This is a genomic window from Haladaptatus rarus (assembly GCF_054177585.1).
Window position 1 is genome coordinate 1 of sequence record NZ_JBPEHG010000026.1, and the last position, 15,818, is coordinate 15,818.

General features: G+C 57.6%; 22 protein-coding genes. 9 read left to right on the forward strand and 13 right to left on the reverse strand.

Annotated features, from left to right (window positions below):
- Nucleotides 1–106 precede the first annotated feature (106 nt).
- A complete protein-coding gene (locus tag ACR3FE_RS26090; protein ID WP_458210769.1) occupies nt 107–397 on the reverse strand; it encodes a hypothetical protein in 291 nt (96 codons plus the stop codon).
- A gap of 280 nt (nt 398–677) precedes the next feature.
- Here ACR3FE_RS26090 and ACR3FE_RS26095 point away from each other — a divergent pair, with 280 nt between their 5' ends.
- The 4 genes from ACR3FE_RS26095 to ACR3FE_RS26110 all read left to right on the forward strand — a co-directional run bounded on the left by ACR3FE_RS26095 (nt 678) and on the right by ACR3FE_RS26110 (nt 2,588).
- Nucleotides 678–1,028: a HalOD1 output domain-containing protein gene (locus tag ACR3FE_RS26095; protein ID WP_458210771.1), complete on the forward strand. Its 351-nt coding sequence runs from the start codon at nt 678–680 to the stop codon at nt 1,026–1,028.
- 95 nt (nt 1,029–1,123) lie between these two features.
- Nucleotides 1,124–1,324, forward strand: a complete 201-nt coding sequence (locus ACR3FE_RS26100) for a DUF7576 family protein (protein WP_458210773.1) — start codon at nt 1,124–1,126, stop codon at nt 1,322–1,324.
- 143 nt (nt 1,325–1,467) lie between these two features.
- On the forward strand, nt 1,468–1,779 hold the full coding sequence (locus ACR3FE_RS26105; RefSeq protein ID WP_458210774.1) for a hypothetical protein: 312 nt from the start codon (nt 1,468–1,470) through the stop codon (nt 1,777–1,779).
- Nucleotides 1,780–1,853: 74 nt separating this feature from the next.
- Entirely contained in the window at nt 1,854–2,588 is a 735-nt protein-coding gene (locus ACR3FE_RS26110; RefSeq protein ID WP_458210775.1) for a CPBP family intramembrane glutamic endopeptidase, read from the forward strand.
- Nucleotides 2,589–2,643: 55 nt separating this feature from the next.
- On the opposite strand, the gene ACR3FE_RS26115 is transcribed toward ACR3FE_RS26110, so the two are convergent.
- Nucleotides 2,644–2,808: a hypothetical protein gene (locus ACR3FE_RS26115; protein ID WP_458210776.1), complete on the reverse strand. Its 165-nt coding sequence runs from the start codon at nt 2,806–2,808 to the stop codon at nt 2,644–2,646.
- A gap of 490 nt (nt 2,809–3,298) precedes the next feature.
- On the opposite strand from ACR3FE_RS26115, the gene ACR3FE_RS26120 reads away from it, so the two are divergent.
- Nucleotides 3,299–4,489, forward strand: coding sequence for an MFS transporter (locus ACR3FE_RS26120; RefSeq protein ID WP_458210777.1), 1,191 nt, complete (start codon nt 3,299–3,301; stop codon nt 4,487–4,489).
- Nucleotides 4,490–4,655: 166 nt separating this feature from the next.
- On the opposite strand, the gene ACR3FE_RS26125 is transcribed toward ACR3FE_RS26120, so the two are convergent.
- Entirely contained in the window at nt 4,656–5,948 is a 1,293-nt protein-coding gene (locus tag ACR3FE_RS26125; protein WP_458210778.1) for a TIGR00341 family protein, read from the reverse strand.
- 351 nt (nt 5,949–6,299) lie between these two features.
- Here ACR3FE_RS26125 and ACR3FE_RS26130 point away from each other — a divergent pair, with 351 nt between their 5' ends.
- Nucleotides 6,300–7,247, forward strand: coding sequence for a zinc-binding dehydrogenase (locus ACR3FE_RS26130; protein ID WP_458210779.1), 948 nt, complete (start codon nt 6,300–6,302; stop codon nt 7,245–7,247).
- A gap of 49 nt (nt 7,248–7,296) precedes the next feature.
- On the opposite strand, the gene ACR3FE_RS26135 is transcribed toward ACR3FE_RS26130, so the two are convergent.
- The 3 genes from ACR3FE_RS26135 to ACR3FE_RS26145 are packed head-to-tail and all read right to left on the reverse strand — an operon-like array spanning nt 7,297 to nt 8,272.
- Nucleotides 7,297–7,632 (reverse strand): DUF7521 family protein, encoded by a 336-nt coding sequence (locus ACR3FE_RS26135; protein WP_458210781.1) that lies wholly within the window; start codon nt 7,630–7,632, stop codon nt 7,297–7,299.
- Nucleotides 7,565–7,900, reverse strand: coding sequence for a DUF7521 family protein (locus ACR3FE_RS26140; RefSeq protein ID WP_458210782.1), 336 nt, complete (start codon nt 7,898–7,900; stop codon nt 7,565–7,567). Before ACR3FE_RS26140 ends, ACR3FE_RS26135 begins: the two co-directional genes overlap by 68 nt.
- The gene (locus tag ACR3FE_RS26145; protein WP_458210783.1) at nt 7,901–8,272 is read right to left on the reverse strand and encodes an ArsR/SmtB family transcription factor; all 372 of its coding nucleotides are present in this window, start codon (nt 8,270–8,272) and stop codon (nt 7,901–7,903) included.
- Between the two features lie 115 nt (nt 8,273–8,387).
- Between ACR3FE_RS26145 and ACR3FE_RS26150 the strand changes: the two genes are divergently transcribed.
- The gene (locus ACR3FE_RS26150) at nt 8,388–9,077 is read left to right on the forward strand and encodes a plastocyanin/azurin family copper-binding protein (protein ID WP_458210784.1); all 690 of its coding nucleotides are present in this window, start codon (nt 8,388–8,390) and stop codon (nt 9,075–9,077) included.
- Nucleotides 9,078–9,227: 150 nt separating this feature from the next.
- Here ACR3FE_RS26150 and ACR3FE_RS26155 read toward each other — a convergent pair whose 3' ends face one another.
- Nucleotides 9,228–10,208 (reverse strand): endonuclease/exonuclease/phosphatase family protein, encoded by a 981-nt coding sequence (locus ACR3FE_RS26155; RefSeq protein ID WP_458210785.1) that lies wholly within the window; start codon nt 10,206–10,208, stop codon nt 9,228–9,230.
- Between the two features lie 255 nt (nt 10,209–10,463).
- Here ACR3FE_RS26155 and ACR3FE_RS26160 point away from each other — a divergent pair, with 255 nt between their 5' ends.
- Nucleotides 10,464–10,700, forward strand: a complete 237-nt coding sequence (locus ACR3FE_RS26160; RefSeq protein ID WP_458210786.1) for a hypothetical protein — start codon at nt 10,464–10,466, stop codon at nt 10,698–10,700.
- A 5-nt stretch (nt 10,701–10,705) separates the two neighbouring features.
- Nucleotides 10,706–10,996, forward strand: a complete 291-nt coding sequence (locus ACR3FE_RS26165; RefSeq protein ID WP_458210787.1) for a hypothetical protein — start codon at nt 10,706–10,708, stop codon at nt 10,994–10,996.
- 78 nt (nt 10,997–11,074) lie between these two features.
- Here the strand turns inward: ACR3FE_RS26165 and ACR3FE_RS26170 are convergent, their stop codons facing one another.
- The 6 genes from ACR3FE_RS26170 to ACR3FE_RS26195 form a co-directional block, all read right to left on the reverse strand.
- The gene (locus ACR3FE_RS26170) at nt 11,075–11,764 is read right to left on the reverse strand and encodes an ABC transporter permease (protein WP_458210788.1); all 690 of its coding nucleotides are present in this window, start codon (nt 11,762–11,764) and stop codon (nt 11,075–11,077) included.
- A 1-nt stretch (nt 11,765) separates the two neighbouring features.
- Complete coding sequence (locus tag ACR3FE_RS26175; protein ID WP_458210789.1) at nt 11,766–12,722, reverse strand: ABC transporter ATP-binding protein; 957 nt, start codon at nt 12,720–12,722, stop codon at nt 11,766–11,768.
- The gene (locus tag ACR3FE_RS26180; protein ID WP_458210790.1) at nt 12,719–13,528 is read right to left on the reverse strand and encodes an ABC transporter permease; all 810 of its coding nucleotides are present in this window, start codon (nt 13,526–13,528) and stop codon (nt 12,719–12,721) included. Before ACR3FE_RS26180 ends, ACR3FE_RS26175 begins: the two co-directional genes overlap by 4 nt.
- Before the next feature lie 4 nt (nt 13,529–13,532).
- Nucleotides 13,533–14,492, reverse strand: coding sequence for a glycine betaine ABC transporter substrate-binding protein (locus ACR3FE_RS26185; protein ID WP_458210791.1), 960 nt, complete (start codon nt 14,490–14,492; stop codon nt 13,533–13,535).
- A gap of 99 nt (nt 14,493–14,591) precedes the next feature.
- Entirely contained in the window at nt 14,592–15,038 is a 447-nt protein-coding gene (locus tag ACR3FE_RS26190) for a universal stress protein (RefSeq protein ID WP_458210792.1), read from the reverse strand.
- A gap of 77 nt (nt 15,039–15,115) precedes the next feature.
- Nucleotides 15,116–15,814 carry a helix-turn-helix domain-containing protein gene (locus tag ACR3FE_RS26195; RefSeq protein ID WP_458210793.1) on the reverse strand — a complete coding sequence of 233 codons (699 nt, stop codon included), beginning with the start codon at nt 15,812–15,814 and terminating at the stop codon, nt 15,116–15,118.
- Between the last annotated feature and the right edge of the window lie 4 nt (nt 15,815–15,818).

Here is a 15,818-nt window from a genome sequence, read left to right on the forward strand (position 1 = left end):
TTCTCCCAACATTCAAGATTCGCCGTCTCTAACGTTTCACTGAGCAGTTCTTGGTTGAGCATGAACACCAAAACCACGGAACTGCTCGCTTCTTAAACTGGCCTAACTAGACAGTGCCCTCGAATTCGAGCTGCCAGAAGAGATACTGGCTTGCAAACGACTCGAAATGGTTGTGACCGCAACCCGGACATTCGAATCCAGCGACCTCCCCGACGCTCGCCGAAAACGTATAGCCACATTGGTCACGACAGCTTTCGCCGGCGAACTCCGTCGCAAATACCTCCGAAAATTCCTCGTAATGGTTGTTCTCGAGGTGTTCTTTTCCGAGTTCTCTCACATCCCCCGCAGTGTCCGCTTCGATGGTCGATCGACAAAACTCACAGTCCTGTAAGCACATACAATATCGATACGGACAGTACACCAAAGGGATTCGCCCAATACGTATTGCCCCACCTCACCCCCCTCCCCGCATATGCAAACCCCCCGAGTGCCGCGAATCTCCTGTCCGACCAAACGATCCCGATACACCACAGTTGCCGAAGCAGCACACTGCTCACGAACAGTTCGGGTCGTCTCGAATGGTTGTATGATTATATGGGGGCTGTCTGACTGGGGCATACACATATACGTCCTAGTGCTATGCCGATGGCGACGTGACGATGTGACGAGTCGAGCCAATGGCACCTGTAACGATACAGACGACAGAGGAAGACGACATCTGCCGCACAGTCATCGAGACGGTCGCCGAGATAACGGGAACGTCGCCCCTCGACCTCGAACCCCTCTACGAGAGTATCGATCCAGACGCGCTCACCTCCCTCTTCGGACAGTCACACCCGGCCCGAAGCGGACCGAGGATGGTGTTCTTCGAGATGGCTGGGTGCACCGTCGTCGTCTCCAGCACTGGCACGGTCACCGTGACCGAAGGAACCGATCACCTTGCCGATATCGAGTCGAGTAACTCCCTTCCGATAGCTCCGTCACAGACGAACTCGACCGACTCACCACCGAACCAGGTATCCGACTGATCACGTAGACTACCCCCGCACGAGACGATGCACACGAACATCCCACCGAAATGGCTGAATCCCAGACCTGAATACGGGACGAGGGAAGGCAACTGATGGTTCCCGATTCCGACGAGACGATCGCTGACAGATCGCTCCGCGAGGAGACAGACGGCAACGTCGTGAAGATATGTACCGAGTGTGGACAAGAACTGGACCCAGCCGCGTGGACGCCCACGGTAGCATCAGTCGATGAGGAGGTGACCGTGTATCTGTTCTGTGATGAGGAGTGCCGAATGGCATGGCAAACCGACTGAAATCGTCGCCACGGCGACGGGGGACGGTGGAACGAGTTCTGGCACAACTAACCAATTCTTACAGTGTTTTGACAGAGCATGGTCACCGGTGTAATGTCTCGGAGTCGAAAATGTTAATCGAGCCAACCGATACATAGATATCGATGGATACGCGCTCTCGGGATGCGAGAACGGGAGATCCAGAACCCGAAGAAGGCTCGGTTCGTTGGGGATGGGTCGCCGGGTTCGGGACCGCAGTTGTCGCATTCGGAGGACTCGTCGGTGCAGTCCTTCTCACTCCAGGCGATCCCTTCGTCTGCAATCTACCGAATCCGCGTGGATGGCTGCTCTGTAACTGGACACGAGCATTTGCCGCAAATCTCGTATCGATCACCGTCGCACTCGTCGTGGGAAGCACCCTACTGGCGTTGCTGGTCGGCATCCCGCGAGCGGTTCTCCGAGCGATTCGAAACTGACTGTCCGCCACAACACCAGGGTCGGCCACGTGGTAATCGAAAGTGGCAGGTGGAAGTACACGAAAGTGATAGCGATGAGCGATTCGAACGATAAACTCCGCACGATAGGTGCCGGACTGTTGCTCGGGTTCGGTGCGTATGGGATCGGCCAGATCGTCGTCGTCGCCATCGTCCTCGGATCGATGGCCGCAGGAATCGATCTCAGATCCCGACCGGCCCTGCTACTGGGCACCAGTATCGTCATGCTTCAGGGTGTCACCTTCGGAGGCGTTGCACTCGCCTATCTTTCGTACAAAGACCGTGGAATCGGGTTCATTCGCGCTCGTGTCCCATCGCTTCGGGATATCGGACTCACCGTCGGTGGTTTTGGAGCACTTCTCGCCGGTCTCTACGTGATATCGGCGGTGATCTCCGCACTCGGCCTGCAGTCGGCCGAGAACGCGATCGTCGACATCGGAAGTCGAAACCCGGAAGTGTTCTTGCTACTCGTACCTCTCTCGTTTCTCCTCATCGGGCCGGGGGAAGAACTGTTGTTCCGGGGACTCATCCAGGGCTTACTGCGTGAATCGTTCAGCCCTGCTCGTGCGATCGTCTTGGCGAGTGCTCTGTTCGCCGTCGTACACGTGTTCTCGCTTCAGGGAGAGGGAAAACTCGTGTACCTGAGCGTCGTCTTCTTGCTCGCGCTGATTTTGGGTGGACTGTACGAGTATACGGATAATCTGGTCGTACCGTCACTCGTTCACGGTGGGTACAACGCGACGTTGTTCGGCATCCAGTATCTCGCTGCCACTGGGTCGATTCCGACGTGAACGACTCTATCGAAGAGCCATCGTTTGACATTACACTGCTATCGTTCTGACCGAGTCACGATGGATGCTGATGTCTGAGTTTCTCGGCTATCTGCCCCGGAACCGGTGTCCCGCAGTCCTTACACTTCCACGTCGGATAGACCTCGCCCTGCTCTTTCGTCAGGTCTTGTTTGAACTGGAGGGTCGCACCACACGTACACCGGTACGATGTGGGTGACATACTCGGAGGTTCTCGTTGCGATCGAATAAACCACACGCCAACGGTGAACACACCTGACGAAACGATCCGTCCGAGCGGAACTGTTCGACTTCTATTTGCGGTTTCACACCCAGAAGGACCGATTACGACCGGTGATGCGGACACTGCCGACCCGGAAATGGGACGACACATTGGCATGGGCCGTCTGATGTCTGATCGACGTGTCCACAGATCGGTTGTCCCATCGGGTTCGTTGGAGGATCACTGCTAGCCATACCCTGCTTGTTTCACCAGCACCGATATGTATATTTTCGACTTTTCCTGAGGTATGTCTGACGGCTGTCTAACGGTGGTCGTGAAGATGCACGTATCTGAATGGATCACACCACGAGCGTTGGAATGTTCTTAGTTGTCAAAGATCAAATCCGGACGAGTGACCGTCGCCGACCAGTGCGAACCGCATCGCCGCTTCCGCCCTCTTTTTGTCGATAGGATATAGAACATCGGACAGATGACGACGAACGTGTCGGGGCGACTATCGCGCATCCTCGACTACGATACGCTCCTGTTGACGGCCGCGCTCTGGTTTCTCGCGAAATTCCTTCGGTATGCGCTTCCGGCACTGTTCCCCGTCTATCAGACGGAGTTCGGGGTCACGAACGCGTTCCTCGGGACGGCGTTCACGGCGATGATGGTCGGCTATTCGCTCATGCAATTTCCCAGTGGCGTCCTCGCCGACCGTTTCGGTGCGGTACAGGTCATCGCAGCAGGCGCAGTTATCGCAGCCAGTGGCGCACTCGTGCTCGGGGTGTCTGCACCGCTCGCCGTGCTCATCGGCGGGATGCTCCTCGTCGGTCTCGGGACCGGCGTCCACAAGACGGTCTCTATCAGGTTGCTGTCGCGCGTCTATCCAAGCAAGATCGGGCGCGCACTCGGCGTGTTCGACACCCTGGGTGCCTTCGGTGGTGTCGCGGCACCCGCCGCGGTCGTTCTCGTCACCGGTGTCGGAAACTGGCACGTCCTCTTTCTCGCCGGTGCAGTCACGGGTCTCGTGCTTGCGAGTGGCGTCCTCGCATACGTTCCGCGGCGACAGCCGAATCGCGCAGACGACTCCGGGAACGACCTCGCACTGAGACAGTATCTCACGCTCTTCCAGAGTCGTCGGTTCACCCTGTTCGTCGGCGTGACGCTCTGTTTCGGGTTCGCGTACAACGGCGTCGTCGCTTTCCTCCCGCTCTATCTTACCGACCACGGCCTCACCGATGCGACAGCGTCCCTCCTCTACAGCGCACTGTTCGCGGTGAGTTTCGTTCAGGTCGTCACGGGAGACCTCTCCGACCGAGTCGGTCGACTACCGCTCGCTATCGTCGTTCTCGCCGTTTCGGCGGGGGCGCTCGGGGCACTGGTCGTCGTCGGACGGGCAAGCGCAGTCGTCCTCGGTGCTATCGTCGTCGCGTTCGGTCTCGGAAGTCATGGCTTTCGCCCGATTCGCGGCGCCTACCTGTCGGCGACGATTCCGGGGGACGTGGCAGGTGGTGGTCTCGGATTGGTTCGAACCCTGTTGATGGGCGTCGGTGCGCTCGCGCCAGCTATCGTCGGTTTCATCGCCGACACCGCCGGATTCGTCGTCGCGTTCGGACTCCTCGCTGTCGTGATGACCGGTGCAGTACTGTTGGCTGCTGCCACCGCACTCGCACGATAGGTTTCCGTTGCTTGCTGCAATCGAAATCGAGTCGAGACGGACACTCCGTAAACTGCGTAGTTTCCGAGTGAGTCGAAGTGTCAGCGTCCGCTGTCGTGAGTAGCCTGTATTCGCTGTCGAAGTGACCGTCACGCTCGAGAGATGACAGTCACATTTGAGATGACAGTCACGTTTGCTGGCGTTCGACAAACTCGACACTGACAGCTACTCTGCGTCCCGTTTTCTCCGAGATGCGTCTCTCAAGTCGATCACTCACGTGTGGGTAACCCTTGTCGGGAGGTCGACGAACGACGACGGTCACTTCTTGCGGTTGTTCCGACAGCAGGTCATCGTTGAACTGCGATCGAACTTCCAAGAGGGCGAGTTCGTCGTACCCTGGTTGGCTGAGTGTTTCGCCGACGGCCACGTTGACCGACCGTTCGAATGCAACGTGCGTCGACACAGCGCCGCCCGCGGTAACGAACAAGACCCCAAGAATGATCGCGACGACGACTGATGGGCCGATCCGTTCGAGAGTGAGGTTCGGTCGGATGGCACCAGATTTCCATCCCTGCGGGCGATAGCCGAGATACCAGAGCACAGCGACACCGGAGACGTGGATCGACGCTGCGTTTACGACGAGAAGGATGAGCGACCCCAGGGCGATCGCTGGGATGTTCCACGCGATGCCGATGCCGACTGCTGCCGCCGCGGGAATGAGGGCGGCGGCGATCATCACGCCGACCAGTGCAGCAGAGATACCAGTCGCAAGGCCGGCCGCACCCGCAGCACCAGCACAGACACCGATGATGAGTGACAACAGTCCAGGGGAGATTCGTTGCGCGATTTGATTGATCGCACCAGGATGGAGCGATGGTGAGAGGAAGTGCCCGGTTTTCAGGACGAGACTGAAGATGATCGCACCGATGATCGCTATTCCAAGACCGTAAAACTGTGTCGTGAATCCATCGATGATCATCTTGCGATTACTGAGGACTGTTCCGACACTCGCCGTCAATGCAGACCCGACCAGCGGGGCGATGACCATCGATCCGACGACGAGCGCCGGAGAATCCAGAAGCAGACCGGCGGTCGCAACCACGGCACTCAGAAAGGTCAAGAGAAAATACGTGAACGCATTCGGGAGCAGTTCGAGTGCTTGCGACCGGAGTTCCTCACTTGCGATGCTGTCATCTTCTTCCTCACCGACGATGAACCGGTCTTCCATCTTGCCGATATTTGCAGAGAGAGCAGATTTCGCATCGGCAACGACGGTGTATCGATGTTCGCTGTGACCGGCAGATTGGAATTCATCGAGCACGACTTCGAGGGCCTGTTCCGGAACTGGAAACTCCACGATGACCATCTCACCCCGGTCACTGGCCTCCTTCGAAACTATATAGTCTATTTCTTGGTCTTCGAGGACCTGAAGAACGGACTCCTTGTCCTCGTCCTTTATGAGTGTTCGGACGAGTCGCATGTACCGGCCACCTTACTCAGGGAGTATCTAAAGGTTGTTGGCTATCGTAGCAATAGTTAAACTGATACCGCCACAAACATCCAGTTCCGCAAAATTTGAGCATATATTTAGACGTTTGGTGATTAATCGTAGCTGTTAATAGCCAGTAAGTCACGAACAGAGACACGAGTGAGTGATGCCACAAAGAGGAGTACGCGCGAGGAGACGAGAAACGAGGCAACGAGCTAGTTTACGCGTGGATGTCGATCTATTTCACGAAACGAGTTGTCGTCACACGGACTGTTCGAGTCCACCACTGAAACCGTCCAGTTGGGCACAACCTATACTCCAGCAGTGGTCGTACCGGTTCGCATGGACGCGATGGTCATCACAGACTTCGGCGGTATCGACGTGTTCGAACGACGCGATGTCGAGAAGCCCACTCCCGGCCCGAACGAAGTTCTGGTTCGGGTGCATGCGTCGTCGATCAATCCCGTCGACTACAAGATCCGACAAGCCGGGTCGTGGGCCGGTATCTCCCCGCCGACGGTCATCGGATACGACGTTTCGGGCGTCGTCGAAGCGGTCGGAGAATCGGTCACGGACTTCGAACCCGGCGACGAAGTGTTCTACACGCCGGAGATATTCGGCAAGCAGGGAAGCTACGCCGAGTACCACGTCGCCGACGAATCTATCGTCGCCCGAAAACCCGTGAATCTCTCGCACACCGAGGCGGCAGCCCTCCCACTTGCTGGCGGCACTGCCTGGGAAGCGATGGTCACCCGTGGCGATGCGGGCGTTGGCGAAACGGCACTGATCCACGGCACTGGGGGCGTCGGTGCCCATGCGGTTCAGATCGCTGCTGCCGCCGGAGCAGAGGTCATCGCTACTGCGAGTCCCGAGACGGTCGACCAGACCGAGGCGCTCGGTGCGACTCGGGCGATCGACTACGAATCCGAGGATTTCACCGAGGTGATCGAGTCGGAGTTCGACGAACCGGTCGACCTCGTCTTCGACACCGTCGGCGGTGAGACGTTGGTCCAGAGCACGGGCATCACGAAGCCACACGGTCGGCTGGTTACCATCCTCGAACCGGAAGGAGAGTGGGGATCTGCATACCAGAAGAACCTGACGGTACACATGCTGTTCCTCGAACGCGATCGGCGTCCACTCGACGGACTGCGCCGTCTCGCCGAGCGCGGCCAACTCGAACCAGTCATCGACTCGGTACTGCCGCTGGAAGAGGTGGCGAACGCACACGAGATGGTCGAAGAAGGGGGATTAACGGGGAAGGTGGTGTTGGACGTAGCGGGCGAGTGACTTCCGATTGGCACGATCTGAAAGATACGTGCCTTCTGGAATTCCTTGTTCATCTTCGTAACGAGAGATGTAAAATGAACAATCCAAGACCGATTGCGAGGGATTCGATGATGTGTACTGTCGTCAGATCGAGAGTCGAGAAATTGAAAAGGACTCCTTCGATGAAAACGCCGATAGCGATGACAGCGAATCCAATCGTAGCACTTCGGAGAAATGGTTCGCCTGTTCGTCGATATGCCTTGTAACTGAACCAGGTGATACCGACACCTAACAGGAACACGCCAAATCTAATAATCGAGAGAACGAGTGTCGGTATATCAGTCACTATCGTCACCACCGGAGTTCTCACGACTGCTCTCTCGGAGTTCGTCGGGCCTGTGGCCACCAGTACGCCGGTAGAGCGAATAGAGGATTACCACCATCCCGATTGCGACGATACTCGTCTGCACTGTGCCTGCCCAGAAGATAGAGAAATGCAGGACATCGAAGAGAATCCCCTCTATCACAGCACCGATGCTGATTATCGTGAAACCGATCGCCAGATATAGCATCGACCTACTGTTGAACCGTCGATACCCACGGTAGGCCGTGGCCGCGATGACGAGTCCGATGATCATCGTGATCAGTTTTGCGATGACGAGTTCGATGTGCATTTATCCACCTCGCATCTCCCGCCACATCCGGGTGAACCGGGCGACAGCGTCCTCTCGGAGGTGAATCTTGATATCAAGATCACCATTTTCGAGATCGATACCGATGTGTTCGAGATTCGCCTCGTAGACACGATGATGATGCCCCCCGATCGTATCGATCTCGGTCTGTTCGATCAGGAAGTCGAATTCTTCGAGGCGCTCAACACGGCGGTACACCGTGGGTAGCGACATATCGTATCGTTCACTCAGAGTTTTCGCAGACATGGCTTCACGACTGGTTGCGACGAGAATGGTTCGGGCGTATTCGTCCGCCAGCAGGTCGAAGAGCATCGTCTCTCCGTCGTCTTTGCCCGTAGACCCGGTCTCGCTCACGATTGAGCCTTAGATTTACATATATAAATATTGTGGGCAGTCTTTCTGGCCCAGAAAATCGGGATACTGGGCTATATCCCTCCGGATTCCATCTTTATTTGGAAGGTGATTGGAGATGTTCGATTCCAAAATCAAGCGTCGACGGTTTCTCGTCCTCGCAGGAGCGGCGACGGCCACAGGAGTCACGGGATGCACTACCGCGGATTCGAATGCGAATAATCAGCTAAGTGACGACGGGGCGACATCAACCTCCACCTCTGATGAGAAACGCTCTGAGAGTGGGGATGACCACACAGGGGACGATGACCACGATCAAGAGGGGAGCGGCCATCACAATAACGATGATCACAGTCACGACGAACCGGTTGGGGAGCCGGTCGAAACTGCGGAGGTCGGTATGGTTTCGACGAGTAGTGGTGAGCACTTCGAACCGCACGTCGTCCGGGTTACCAAGGGTGGAACAGTTCGCTGGACGAACGAGAGCGGGAACCATGCGACGGCTGCTTACTCATCGAAGAACGACAAGCCCCAGCTCATGCCCGACGGTGGGATGTCCTGGAATAGTGCTATCTTCACCGAGAAAGGAGCCACATTCGAACATAGGTTCGAGACCGAAGGCGTCTACCACTACTACTGCCCACCCCACGAGACAGTCGGGATGATCGGAAGTATCATCGTCGGGAATCCTGACCCACACGAGCAACCTGCACTCGAAGAACCACCAGCAGAAATGTCCGCCCCAGTTCGAGCGATGATCGAAGAACTCAACGGAATATGCAACGAGGCACTGGGCCACACCCACTAACGCGATCGTATTTCCATTTTTGGGAACCTCGTTCCGTAGTCGTCTGTTTTTAGCCTGCTGAAACGGAACGTAGACCGATGTGGACAGCGATTCGTATCTTCATCTTACGGTAACAGATATCCAAAACCATCCACCGTCATTAAACATACTTTATAATTCGAACTCCGCCCACAACGGGTAATGGTCGGAGATACGGTACGACAACGACCGCATCGTCAACTCACGCCGAGGCAACGCCACGTCTCGAAAGTCGAACGAGCCCGCCTGTCGAAACGAAAGCGAAAGTGCTGGGCGGTCGCCATCCTCGGTGAACCACGCGATCTGGTCGTAGAACTTCGCCGTCGGCTCGTCGATATCCGCGAAGATGGTTCGAGGAACCGTATGGAGGTCAGCCGGAACGGTCAGCCCGGTCGACGTGAACGCCTCGTAGCGAGGGTCGTCCATCCTGTCGATATTGAAGTCGCCTAACGCGATGAGGTTGTGATCCCACGAGTTGACCTGCCGTGCCCAGTCGTTGAGCCACTCGGCGATCTTTCGGAGTTCGGGTGTCCGTTCGTCTGGCGTCCCATACCGGACGTGGAGTGTCACGAGGATGAACGTCTGGTTACCTGCTCGAAAGCTCACTGCATAGGGCGTGCGAGCGAACTGGCGAGTGAATGCATCAGGGGAGATGTCGACGTCGGGTACTTCAAGTTCTTCGTCCGGGATGACGATCTCTCCGGCGAGTCCACTGAGCTGTACCGTTCGCCGGTCGAAGAGGAATGCGAGACGTTCGTACCCCTGATCCGAACCCTGTGTGATATCGGTCATCAGAAATCCCCGATCGTCGCCGAGGAATTTCAAGAGGTGACGCAGTGCCCGCAGGTTTCCGGTCACCTCCTGGATGGCGACGACGTCGAACCGTCGGAGCGTCTCGGCGATGACGCGCAAGGAATGGAGATCACGCTTCGGGCTGTCGGAATCACCGGCGTGCCACTTTGTCGTGAGGCTCCCGAAGTTTCGAATGTTCCACGTTCCGATGAGGAGATTCCGGTCGAGAACCCGTCCTGGAATGGTCGCGTCGAGGGAGTCACGGTAGTTATCGAGGTCGCGTCGAACCGCGTCGGGTGGGGTATCGGTGATGAGCGCCATGGGTGTGAGCAACCGGGTATTCGTCCGTAGATACTCCTCACGGGAACAAAACTGTTCTCGGTATCACTACCAGTAGAGGTTCATCGATCGTCAAATCACGATGAACCAGTGTTGAAGAGATATTTCTGAAACAGAGGTCAGGATGAAACGGAACGACTACGATCGATTTACAAAGGATGGCGAGATAGCCACGAGGACCACAATACATAATTATTAATGAGTATAGTTCATTTGCTGAGGACGCGTTTCTACGCTATGGCGACTTCCGAACCACAGGTCGATGAGACGGTCGAGCCATCAACCGACACCGAACAGCGACCCTGGCACCGAGATTCGGCTGGCATCAGAATCGTCGCGCTTTATATCGTACTCTCGCTGGTGGGTGCGATAGCAGTATCTCGGCCCGTCATCGAACTGTCGACGACCACCGAACTGGCGAATGCAGTCGGAATCCCACCTATATCTTCGGTTTTGGGTTCCTGGGAGCACTGACGTACGTGTTCACGTCCGTTCTCGACGATTACGACAGTGATAGAAAGAAGGTGTTCGAGGCCGGATTACGGATTCCCGCTGCGCTTCTCTTGTCTGCTGGCGTCTACCTCCTGGCATCGCTCATGGTTCCGGACGTGGCAGCGTCAGCCGACGGCACCCAACAGACCCAACTTGGGAGACAAACACTTGCGGCGGGACTCGCCTTCCTCGTGGGCCTCTACGTGAAATTGACGCTCCGTGCGCTCGGTGCCGTCGCCGATAGTCTCTACAACGGCCTCGGACGAAGTGAAAATTAAGAGCGTTCGACCGCACTGATCAAGCGACGGACGGAGCTCCGATGGGTTCCGACCGGAGAAATCACGATAGAAAACCGTTCACGCGGTCGCGAGGTCTTCGGACTGCAGGGCCTCACCCCCGAGGTATCGTTCCAGGAGAGCGAAACCGGAGTCGAGGGTGATGGCGAGCAATGCGCCGGGAATCGCCCCAGCGATCGCCATCTCCATGTTGTACAGCTTGATACCCTGGAGCACCCAGAGACCGAGGCCGCCGCCGCCGACGAAGAAGGCGAGGTAGGCGGTACCCACACCGATGACCGAACTCGTCCTGATCCCCGCGAAGATGACCGGGATGGCTTTCGGGAGTTGGATCTTCCGCAAGATCTCCATATCCGTCATTCCCATACCTCTCGCTGCCTCGACGACGCCCTCGTCGACGCCTTCGATACCCGCGATGGTGTTGGTGAGGATGGGCAAGAGGGCGTAGACGAACAGCCCGGCGACGGCCGTCACGAAGCCGATACCCGTGATCGGAAGCATGAGGAAGATGATGGCGAGTGTCGGGATGGTCTGCGCTGTGTTTCCGAAGCCTTTGATCGTGGACTTCGCTCGAGGGAGCCGTGTTGCAGCGATTCCCAGGGGGACAGCGACGGCTATCGCCAGCATCTCGGAGACCAATACGAGCTTGATATGCGTCCACAGGAGTTGGAGGAACTTCGACCAGTTACTGGTGAGGAAATCGTACGCTCCGGGTATCTCGCCGATGATTCCCAGTGGAACGACGGCCATCTCAGATCGACCCCCGTGTCGGGTCACTCGTTCCACGGAGATCCGATTCCTCGACGACGCCGACGACCTTCCCATCCCTGGCGACCGGAATCCGGTCGTCGTCGGTTTCGAGGAGCCGCGAGAGCGCGACCTGTGCGGTGTCGCTTGGCGTGATGGGTTCGACGTCGGGGATGTGGTGGCCGTTCGCCTCGCACATCACGTTCCTGACCGGCGTGACCTGCAACTTCTTCAGTTCACGATCCTGCCCGATGAAGTCGCGGACGAAGTCGTTCTTCGGATTCTCGAGGATTCGCTGCGGGGTGTCGTACTGGACGAGTTCGCCGACGTCGAAGATGGCGATACGGTCGCCCATCTTCAGTGCTTCCTCGACGCTGTGGGTGACGAACAGGATGGTCACGTCGAGTTCCGCCTGGATGTCGAGGAACTCGTCTTGCAACTCCTCGCGGGTGATGGGGTCGAGTGCACCGAATGGTTCGTCCATCAGCATCACGTCCGGGTCGGCCGCGAGCGCACGGGCGACACCGACACGCTGACGTTGGCCGCCGGACAGCTCTGTCGGATGCTGGTCACCGTACTCTTTGGCCGGGAGATCCATCAGATCGAGGAGTTCGTGGACACGTTCCTGGATGCGGGCGTCGTCCCAGCCCTTGAGTTTCGGTACCGTCCCGACGTTCTCCGCGACGGTCATATGGTCGAACAGCCCGATCTCCTGGATGACGTAGCCGATGTCACGACGCAGTTCGATCTCGTCTTTTTCCGCGATGTCGGTACCGTCGAAGTAGACGGTTCCGTCGGTCGGGTCGATGAGTCGATTGACGAGCTTCATCGTCGTCGTCTTTCCACAGCCCGAAGGACCGACCAGCACCGTCGTCGTTCCTTCCTCGACCTCGAAACTAATATCCTCGATAGCGATGGTACCGTCGTTGTACTGTTTCGTTACGTTCTCGAATTCTATCATGGTTGTGCGCTCGTGGTGGTGGTCGTCTCGGTGTCGTCGTCGCCAGCCGTGAGCCGTGACGGAGCGATACCAGCAAGGCCGCGGACGGCCCGCGTCCCGAGGTTCGGTTGGATCTCCTCACCGTTTCGCAGCCGGAACACCTGCTCTATCACGCCGAATACGTAGTCGATGGTGAGTGTGAGCAGGGCGAGTGCGATGGTCGCGCCGACGATCTCGACCGTGTTCGAACTCCGGTAGCCTTCGAAGATGGGGACTCCGAGGCCACCAGCCCCGACGATCTCGCCGATGGCGGCGATGCCCACCAGTAAGACGACGGCGTTTCTGACGCCGGACATGACCACCGGTAACGCCATCGGTATCTGGATCTTCCGCAGCCGCTGGAACTTCGTCATTCCGAGCCCCTGTCCGGCTTCGACGGCCGCTTTGTCGACACCGGTCAACCCGACGTAGGTATTCCGGATGACGGGCAGTTGGGTGTAGAGGATGAGCGCCATCACGACCGGTGGTGACCCGGTTCCCAGTGATGGAAGGAGCAACGCGAAGAGAGCCACCGAGGGGATCGTCATCATGATGCCCGCGAGCCACAGAACCACCGTTGCGAGCTTGTCGTTGTAGGTGATGAGAGTTCCAACGACGACGCCGAGCGGAACCGCAATGACGAGTGCCCGCAGGACGAGGATGGCGTGCTCACGCGTGTATCCGAGCAGTTGCGACTGGTTTTCCGCGAAGTACTGGAGCACGTCGGTGAAAAACCCCAGTACTACGGTGGCGGGCACCCCCGCGGATACGACAGCGTTGGCGGCCATGATTTCAGACGATTCCTTCGGATTTCAGGTAGCTCTTGGCGACTGCCCGTGCGTCCTTCCCCTTGATGGAGACTTTCTCGTTCAGCGACCGGATGGTTTCAGTCGAGAGCGAGTTCGCGACCTTGTTCAGCGGCTTCTTGATACCGGAGTTCTCGTCGAGAACCTCCTGGCGGGTCATCGGTGCCGGGTTGTACACCGGGAAGAACCCTTTGTCGTCCTTGAGGGCGGTGAGGTCGAATTTCAGTATCTTCGGGTTCGTGTTGAATCCGCTGCCGAGGATGGCCTGCCCATTCCCGACCACTTTGTAGGTGAGCGACGAGCCGACGTTCTTGACGTTGAGCTTCTTCGCGGCGCTCTCGAAGTTGTAGTGTTTGGTCACGCCGGGCCAGCCGTCCTCACGCTGCTGGAACTCGGCGTTCATCACGACGGTGTTGTTGGTGTTGCCGTTTTTCACCCACTTCGCGAAATCGGAGATGGAGGAGATGCCCTGCTTTTTGGCCCACTGTTTCTTTGTGAGGAGGACGTACGTGTTGTTGAAGGGGGAGCGTTCGAGGAGGGTGATGCCGTACTTCTTCTCGAACTCCTTTTCGACCTTGTTGTAGATCTTCTCCGAATCCGTGATCACTTTATCGTGTTTCGGCGGGAGCGTCGCCCAACTCGTTCCGGTGTACTCCCAGTAGAGGTCCGATTCACCGCTTTTGAGCGCCTCAAAGTTCGTGACACTTCCGCCGAGGCCGACCTTGTCTTTCACGTCGACGTCCGTGTTGGCCTTCAGTGACTCGACTGCGAGGTACCCGAGTATCTTCTGTTCGGTGAACGATTTCGAGGAGACGGCGACGGTACCGCTGCCGCCACCGCCGCCACCGAGAATCGCGGAACAGCCAGCAGTCGAGGTCAATCCAGCAACACCAGCCACGGTGCCAGCTTTCCGGAGCGTTTCTCGCCGTGTGGTCTCTCTTCTCATGGCTACCTTTACCTTGTAAGAATATCCCGATTAATCATTGGCGCAAACTATTCCTGGTCTTTAAATGCGGGCATCAAACAACCACGGCCAAATCGGTCGTCACGTTATCCCCGCCGGAACGATAGTTACTGGAACGCTCGCGTCGAGAACGACTCGCTGGACGGTGCTCCCGAAGACTGCCTTTCCAGCCGGACTCCGCTTGCGACCGTAGAGGTATACGCGGTCGGCATCGACCGATTCGGCTGCATCAAGGATGGCGTCAGCAGTTCGGTCATCCTCACGGACACCCCGAGGCCGTGCGTCGAAACCTTCGTCGTCCAGGAGGTCGACGGCTGCGCCGACACCGTTCTTCCGAGATGCGAGCTCGTCGACCGAGAGTACATCGTCGTCATCCAGGTTGGAACGCGTCGACGCGACCTCGTCATCGTCGAAAACGTGCAAGACGACGGCATCCGTATCCTTGTCCTCCACGTTCGTGACGACCTCCGCCACGTCTCTTGCCCACGGTGCGTGATTCTTCACCGGCAACAGGACGGTACTGCCCATAACGGAACGACACCCGACGATGGTATCATTTGATTGTCCAACATGTATCGGCTATAAGTCGGTGATGATGGAGAAGCTCACCTGTCGTCCGCAGCGAGATTGACGTAAGTGACCAGAAACTCCATGAACGTACGTTCGACCTTGCGAAGATGGTTCGATGCCGTCGTCTTCGTGATATCCATCTCCTCGGCGAGCTCCTCCAGCGTCGTCTGTCGCGGAATCTCGAAGTAGCCCTCTTCGAGCGCGAGGGTGATCAGTTCGCGCTGGCGTGGCGGGATGGAACCGAGGAGTTCCTGCCACTCCGCCGCGCTCGGCGTCACCTTGCGGCTGAAATCGTTCGAGATGCGTTCGACGGCGACGGGGCCGAACTCGGAAAGCACCTCCGTTGCCTTCGAAAGTTCCTCACGGTCGTTCAACAGCAGGTCGAAACATTCGCGGCCATCTTCCAACTTGGTCGGGCCGATGGGGAGAAACCCCTCGTAGAGCAAGGTCTGGAGCGGAGTGAACTCGGTGAGTGACCCACGGACGAACAGCGTCGCCGACTCGCGGTCGGCGTAATCGAGTTCGTAACGTTCGAGGACGTCGACGTCGTCCGTGGCCTGATGCTCTTCGATGACCGTCAGCGATGCGTCCAGGTCGTCCGTCTCCAGCGCCACGATACCGATGTAGCGTCGGTTCCGGAACGTCGACGCGAGGAACTCCGCGAAGACACCATATCGCTCGAGTTCGGCGGTCCAGTCCTCTTCGTACTGGACACAGACCTTTGCGGTGAGCATTGAA

Coding starts and splice junctions, on each gene's coding strand:
- ACR3FE_RS26090 (WP_458210769.1), bottom strand. CDS start 397: ATGTGCTTACAGGACTGTGAGTTTTGTCGATCGACCATCGAAGCGGAC.
- ACR3FE_RS26095 (WP_458210771.1), top strand. CDS start 678: ATGGCACCTGTAACGATACAGACGACAGAGGAAGACGACATCTGCCGC.
- ACR3FE_RS26100 (WP_458210773.1), top strand. CDS start 1,124: ATGGTTCCCGATTCCGACGAGACGATCGCTGACAGATCGCTCCGCGAG.
- ACR3FE_RS26105 (WP_458210774.1), top strand. CDS start 1,468: ATGGATACGCGCTCTCGGGATGCGAGAACGGGAGATCCAGAACCCGAA.
- ACR3FE_RS26110 (WP_458210775.1), top strand. CDS start 1,854: ATGAGCGATTCGAACGATAAACTCCGCACGATAGGTGCCGGACTGTTG.
- ACR3FE_RS26115 (WP_458210776.1), bottom strand. CDS start 2,808: ATGTCACCCACATCGTACCGGTGTACGTGTGGTGCGACCCTCCAGTTC.
- ACR3FE_RS26120 (WP_458210777.1), top strand. CDS start 3,299: ATGACGACGAACGTGTCGGGGCGACTATCGCGCATCCTCGACTACGAT.
- ACR3FE_RS26125 (WP_458210778.1), bottom strand. CDS start 5,948: ATGCGACTCGTCCGAACACTCATAAAGGACGAGGACAAGGAGTCCGTT.
- ACR3FE_RS26130 (WP_458210779.1), top strand. CDS start 6,300: ATGGACGCGATGGTCATCACAGACTTCGGCGGTATCGACGTGTTCGAA.
- ACR3FE_RS26140 (WP_458210782.1), bottom strand. CDS start 7,900: ATGCACATCGAACTCGTCATCGCAAAACTGATCACGATGATCATCGGA.
- ACR3FE_RS26150 (WP_458210784.1), top strand. CDS start 8,388: ATGTTCGATTCCAAAATCAAGCGTCGACGGTTTCTCGTCCTCGCAGGA.
- ACR3FE_RS26155 (WP_458210785.1), bottom strand. CDS start 10,208: ATGGCGCTCATCACCGATACCCCACCCGACGCGGTTCGACGCGACCTC.
- ACR3FE_RS26160 (WP_458210786.1), top strand. CDS start 10,464: ATGGCGACTTCCGAACCACAGGTCGATGAGACGGTCGAGCCATCAACC.
- ACR3FE_RS26170 (WP_458210788.1), bottom strand. CDS start 11,764: ATGGCCGTCGTTCCACTGGGAATCATCGGCGAGATACCCGGAGCGTAC.
- ACR3FE_RS26175 (WP_458210789.1), bottom strand. CDS start 12,722: ATGATAGAATTCGAGAACGTAACGAAACAGTACAACGACGGTACCATC.
- ACR3FE_RS26180 (WP_458210790.1), bottom strand. CDS start 13,528: ATGGCCGCCAACGCTGTCGTATCCGCGGGGGTGCCCGCCACCGTAGTA.
- ACR3FE_RS26185 (WP_458210791.1), bottom strand. CDS start 14,492: ATGAGAAGAGAGACCACACGGCGAGAAACGCTCCGGAAAGCTGGCACC.
- ACR3FE_RS26190 (WP_458210792.1), bottom strand. CDS start 15,038: ATGGGCAGTACCGTCCTGTTGCCGGTGAAGAATCACGCACCGTGGGCA.
- ACR3FE_RS26195 (WP_458210793.1), bottom strand. CDS start 15,814: ATGCTCACCGCAAAGGTCTGTGTCCAGTACGAAGAGGACTGGACCGCC.